Raw genomic sequence first — 5,165 nt, 5'->3', positions numbered from 1 at the left:
TGGCTGTCCTAACAGCCACAAAGGCACACAGCTAGATGATGCCGCGCTTGCTCGCCGCGTACACCGCCTCGGCGCGACGACCGACACCGAGCTTGCGCATGATGTTACTGACGTGGAATTTCACCGTCGTTGCCGAAATGAACAGTTGCTCACCGATCTTCGCATTCGACAGTCCCGCCGCGAGGAGCCGCAGAACCTCGAGTTCACGATCGGTGAGTTGCTCGGTCGGCGCGACCTTCCCGCTGAGTGTGCGCACCACCGCCGCGGCGCTCCGTGAGTCGAACGCACTCTCCCCTCGTGACACCGCCCGGATCGCGCGCACCAGTTCGGTGGTGTCGACGTCCTTGACGACGTAGCCGCGCGCCCCTGCGTGCACGGCCCGCACGACGAGTTGCTCGTCGAGGAAGGTGGTGAGCACAAGCAGGCCGATGCCCGGGTGCGCGGTGGACAACTGGCGACACAGCGTCAGCCCTTCGTAGTCCGATCCGGCCGACAGCTTCAGATCCATCAGGACGATGTCGGGCCGGGTCCGGTCGACGAGGACGAGGGCTTCGTCCTCTGCGGACGCTTCCCCGACGACCTCGAGGTCGGGTTCCCGGTCGAGGATCGACCGTAGCCCCTGTCGGAGGATCGCGTGATCGTCGACGAGCACGATCCGCACGGTGTCGCGGCGGGTTCGCGGCGGTGTCACCGTCATGATTGTCCTCCAATTCTCACCGTATCCGATTCCTGCGCAAGCATTTTCGGCACGGGAATACGTACGGCGACGCGGACGCCTCCGATCCGGGCGCGGCGCACCTCCAGTCGGCCGCCGAACTCGTGGGCGCGCGCTTGCATGTTCGCCAGGCCCCGGTGTCGGCCGTCCAGGTCGCTGCCCGCGGCCAGTCGCAATATCACCCGGATGCGGGCGGGATCGCCGTCGCCGTCGTCGGCGACCGACAGCAGCACCGACTCCGGGCCGTACGTCAGCCGCAGCACGGCACGGGTGGCGTTCGCGTGCACCACGGCATTGAACAGCGCTTCTCCTGCGATACGCAGCAGCGCGTGCTCGACGTCCCCGGACAGTTCGACGGGGGTGCCACCGACCCGGATCACGATGTCGAGTTCGCCGGGTGTGTGCGCGACCCGAAGTTGCTCGAGCATTTCCGGCAGCGACGACCGATCCGCGTCCGACGGGTGATTGAGCGCGTAGATCGCCGATCTGAGCTGCTCCACGGCCCGCCGCGTCATCTCCTTCGCCAGATCGAGGCGTTCGGACCGTTCGCTGTCGGGAATATCGCTGCGGCACACCTCGATCTGCATGCCCGCCGACAGCACCGCCTGGGTGACGCTGTCGTGCAACTCGCGGGCAATGCGGTGTCGTTCCTCGTCGAGGGCCTGGTGCCGGTGGGCCGCACCGAGTTGTCGCTGTGTCCGTTCGAGTTCGCGGAGGGTCGCTTCGATTTCCTCGTTGCGCGCCTGCAGGTCGGCGGCCGCGCGGTTCGCTTCCCGGTAGGCTTCCTCGGCTCGTTCCAACAGTAGTTGCCCTCGCTGATACAGCGACGAATTCTGCAGGGCCACAGCGGTTTGGCTGGCGAGGATCGACAGCACGGCACGATCGGTGGCGTCGAGGGTCCGGTGCTCCGGCGTCCATGCCGCGATCGCACCGACGACACCGCCGCCGAGCACGATCGGCACGAACGCGTGATGTCCGTCGACCACCGGGTCACGTTCGGCGGTGCCGCCTCGGATGTCCTCGAGTCGGCTCACCACCTCGTCGGGCAGTGGTGGTCCCTCGACGTTGTCGACGAGGAACGGAGTGGCGTCGGGGCCGAGCACGAGGCGGCGGGGCCCGGCCTCGGGTAGGGTCCCGTCGGTGAGGGCGAAGACTACCCAGCGGGCGCTCAGGTGCGCCCGCGCGGCCTCGGCCACGGCGCAGATCAGGGTTTCCGGTCCGTCGACGGTGCGCACCAGCGCCCGTGAGATGAGTTCGAGCGCATGCACCACCCGCTCGAGGCGTTCGGCGGCGCCCCGGTACTGCGGATAGAACGTGGGCTTGCCCGACCGCAGTCCGGTGAGTTGCGACAGATCGGGCGCAGTGGAGTTCACAGGGCCGCCCGGAACAGCGCAACCATCTCGTCGTGGGTCGGCGTGCGCGGGTTGGTGGACATGCAGGCGTCACGCAGGGCACCGGAGGCCAGGCGGGACAGATCCTGTTCTCGCACACCGAGTTCCCGAAGTCCGCGCGGCACGCCGACCTCCTGGGCGAGCCGTTCCACCCGATCGGCGACGGCGAGCGCGGCCTCGTCGTCGGGGCCGCGGCGTTCGTCCAGGCCGAGCGCCGCGGCGATTGCGACGAACGGTCTCGGATCGGCGGCCGCGTTGAACCGGATCACGTGCGGGAGCAGTACCCCGTTGATGACACCGTGCGGCTGATCGAGCAGGCCGCCGACCTGGTGGCTCATCGCGTGGGCGGCGCCGAGGATCGCGTTGGTGAATGCCAGGCCCGCCTCGAGACTGGCCTGGGCCATGTCGGCGCGGTGCGTCATCTCGTTCGGGTGGTCGATGGTGCGCACGAGTGTGTCGGTGACCATCGTCACCGCCCGCAGGGCGTGATGGTCGGTGAGCGGATTGTGGGCGCGGGAGACGAACGCCTCGATGCCGTGGGTGAGGGCATCGAGCCCGGTCGCCGCGTTCAGGCCGACGGGCATGGTGGTGAGCAACCGCGGATCGATCACCGTCAGGTCGGGTACGAGAGACCGGCCGATGATGGTGATCTTGGTTTTGCGGATGGTGTCGGTGACGATGCAGAACTGCGACACGTCCGCACCGGTCCCCGACGTGGACGGCACCATCACCATCGGCGGGATCGGCAGGGGCGCCCGATCCACGCCCTCGTAGTCGAGGATGCAGCCACCATTCGCGGCGAGCACCGCGATGCCCTTGGCCGCGTCGATCACCGAGCCGCCGCCGAGCCCGACCAGCACGTCGCATCCTTCGGCGCGGTAGAGCTCATGGCCGGCGGCGATCTCGAAGTCCTTCGGATTCGGAGTCAACGCACTCCACACCACCGGGGACAGCCCCTGTTCGTGCAGGTGGCGGCGCAGTTCGTCCACCCATCCGGCCTCGACCAGACCGGGATCGGTGACCAGCATCGGCCGGTTTCCACCCAGGCGGACGGTCGCGTGGGCCGCCTCGGGGAGCGACCCGGCACCGAACACGATCTCGGGGGCATGGAACTTCGCGAGCGCCGGCATCTCCCGCCGTCCAGCGTGCCCCGATTCCGTTCGACGTTCCGGTATGGCGACGGCCACTGCAATACTCCTGACGGTCCCCGCGGTATCTGTGTGATCCAGCTTACGGTCCTTCGGCCGTAAGTCCGCGCGGGTAGCCCGGCCACCTGGTCGATGGCCGGGGTGTGCACCTCTCCGATCGGGTAGGCAGGAGGACCGCACCGGGTGGAACCGTCTGGATCGAATGCTGGTTCCTTTCACTCGGAGGGAACGAGTCAGCGGAGCGCGTGGCCGAGTTCGGCGGCGCGGTCGAGCAGTTGTTCGCCGTCTCGTGCGACGACGACGCGGTCGCAGACCTGGGCGTAGTCCGGCATCGCGCACGTGGCCTGCCGCCAGTACCGTTCCGGTTCCGGGGTGATCCAGGCGAGGCGGTGGACCCGACGGCGCAGGTCGGCAAGACGGTCGGCGCGGGCGGGCAGACCGTTGCAGCGACCGTCACCGACGACGAGCACCGAGGTCCGCGCATCGAGCAGGTCACCGTGGTCGGTGAGCAGTTCGTCGAACACCCGCCCGTAGTCGCTGGACGCCTCGAGATCCACGGCCGGGTGAGCGAGTACCCGGGCCAGCGCACCGTCACCGGTCCCGGCGAGCAACTGCTGTGTCACCACAACAGGGCGGTCGACGAACGCGACGACCCGGCACCGGTGCGCGCGACCGTGCATGGCCTGTGCGAGGCGAAGCGTGAACGCGGTGACCGGCCGCACCGACAGCGACACGTCGGCGAGGACCAGCAGCCGCACCCGGTCGGGGCGGGGGGCGCGGACGACGAGATGGAACGGTACCCCTTCGGTGCGCATCGAACCGCGGACGGTGCGACGAAGATCGAGCCGGCCGGCGGCGTGTTCCCGTGGCCGCGGCCGAGCCGGGCCACGCATCCGGCGCAGCACCTCGTGGCAGGCCAGGTCGATCTCCGCGCGGTGCGCCGCCGTCGAATCCTCCGGTGTGTCGGCGGTGTCGTCGATCGCGGGTTCGACCGACTGCGCGAGGGCAGCGACGAACGCCTCCACGGCGTCGACGAGCCGATTCAACTGTGCTTCGGTGAGTTGCTCGTCGGTGGTGTCGCCACCGTACGCGCGGTGCGGGTCGTAGGCGTCGAGCCAGGCCAGGATGGACGCCGGGTCGTCCCAGGACAGCGACCCGGACACCGCTGCGCCGGGATTCGCCGCCAGATCACCGACCGTCGCGGTGGCGGCCCGATCGACATCGACGGTGTAGGTCACGCCGCGACGCCCGGAATCGGCCCCGGTGTCGACGGACAGATCCGCATCCGTCGACGTCATCGACACATCGTCGTCGTCCTTGTGCGGGTTGAATCCTTTGTCCGCCTCGGGCGTGTCGAACCGGTCACCGACCTCGGCTGCGCGCTCGTTGTATTCGGCATAGCGGGCGAGTTGCTGCTCGTCGTCGATCTCCAGCGCGGCGGGCAGCGATTCCGCGAACTGGGCACGCAACACGGGGCCGTCGTCACCGCCGCCGGCGGTGACCGCGGGTAGGAACAGCGCGTCGAACGCGCGATCGAATCCGGTCTGCTCGTGTGTGTATTTCGCGGACACGGCGCGCAGCGCCGCGCGCAGCACGACCCGGTCACCGGCACCGACGAACCCGAGAACCCTTCGCACTTCGATGGTTTCGGCGGGTGACGCGGCGACTCCGTGGTGTCGGAGCAGTCGCGCGAACACCGCCGCGATGACGTCGAGCGGATAGGTGGGGCGGCGCGCATCGGGTGCACTCACGCGCACGGGGTCACCGCCCCGCGCCGACGCTGGAGGAGTCACGAGCCGTGCCGCGGCCACCCGCACCGCCGCCACCACGCCCCCGGAACACCGAGGTGGTGGTGTTCGCCGGCCGGGACGCGACCGTCACCCGTTCCGCGGGTGGCTCGCCCGATTCCAC

General features: G+C 69.2%; 4 protein-coding genes. All 4 read right to left on the bottom strand.

What is annotated here, in order from left to right; translation table 11 throughout:
* Positions 1–31: 31 nt before the first annotated feature.
* Positions 32–697, bottom strand: a complete 666-nt coding sequence (locus WAX14_RS17630; RefSeq protein ID WP_422629347.1) for a MadR family response regulator transcription factor — start codon at positions 695–697, stop codon at positions 32–34.
* Positions 694–2,088, bottom strand: a complete 1,395-nt coding sequence (locus tag WAX14_RS17625; RefSeq protein ID WP_422629346.1) for a MadS family sensor histidine kinase — start codon at positions 2,086–2,088, stop codon at positions 694–696. Before WAX14_RS17625 ends, WAX14_RS17630 begins: the two co-directional genes overlap by 4 nt.
* The gene (locus WAX14_RS17620) at positions 2,085–3,236 is read right to left on the bottom strand and encodes an iron-containing alcohol dehydrogenase (RefSeq protein ID WP_422629348.1); all 1,152 of its coding nucleotides are present in this window, start codon (positions 3,234–3,236) and stop codon (positions 2,085–2,087) included. Before WAX14_RS17620 ends, WAX14_RS17625 begins: the two co-directional genes overlap by 4 nt.
* A gap of 251 nt (positions 3,237–3,487) precedes the next feature.
* Positions 3,488–5,005 carry a MadC family VWA domain-containing protein gene (madC, locus tag WAX14_RS17615; protein ID WP_422629345.1) on the bottom strand — a complete coding sequence of 506 codons (1,518 nt, stop codon included), beginning with the start codon at positions 5,003–5,005 and terminating at the stop codon, positions 3,488–3,490.
* Positions 5,006–5,165: the final 160 nt, after the last annotated feature.

Origin of the sequence: Rhodococcus sp. (in: high G+C Gram-positive bacteria), from assembly GCF_049299235.1 — a bacterium.
In the GTDB taxonomy this organism is placed as follows: Bacteria; Actinomycetota; Actinomycetes; order Mycobacteriales; family Mycobacteriaceae; genus Rhodococcus.
This window is presented reverse-complemented; position numbering and strand designations above follow the sequence as displayed.

What these genes read in the sequence shown, in the direction of transcription:
- WAX14_RS17630 (WP_422629347.1), bottom strand. Translation starts at nt 697, where the DNA reads ATGACGGTGACACCGCCGCGAACCCGCCGCGACACCGTGCGGATCGTG.
- WAX14_RS17620 (WP_422629348.1), bottom strand. Translation starts at nt 3,236, where the DNA reads ATGCCGGCGCTCGCGAAGTTCCATGCCCCCGAGATCGTGTTCGGTGCC.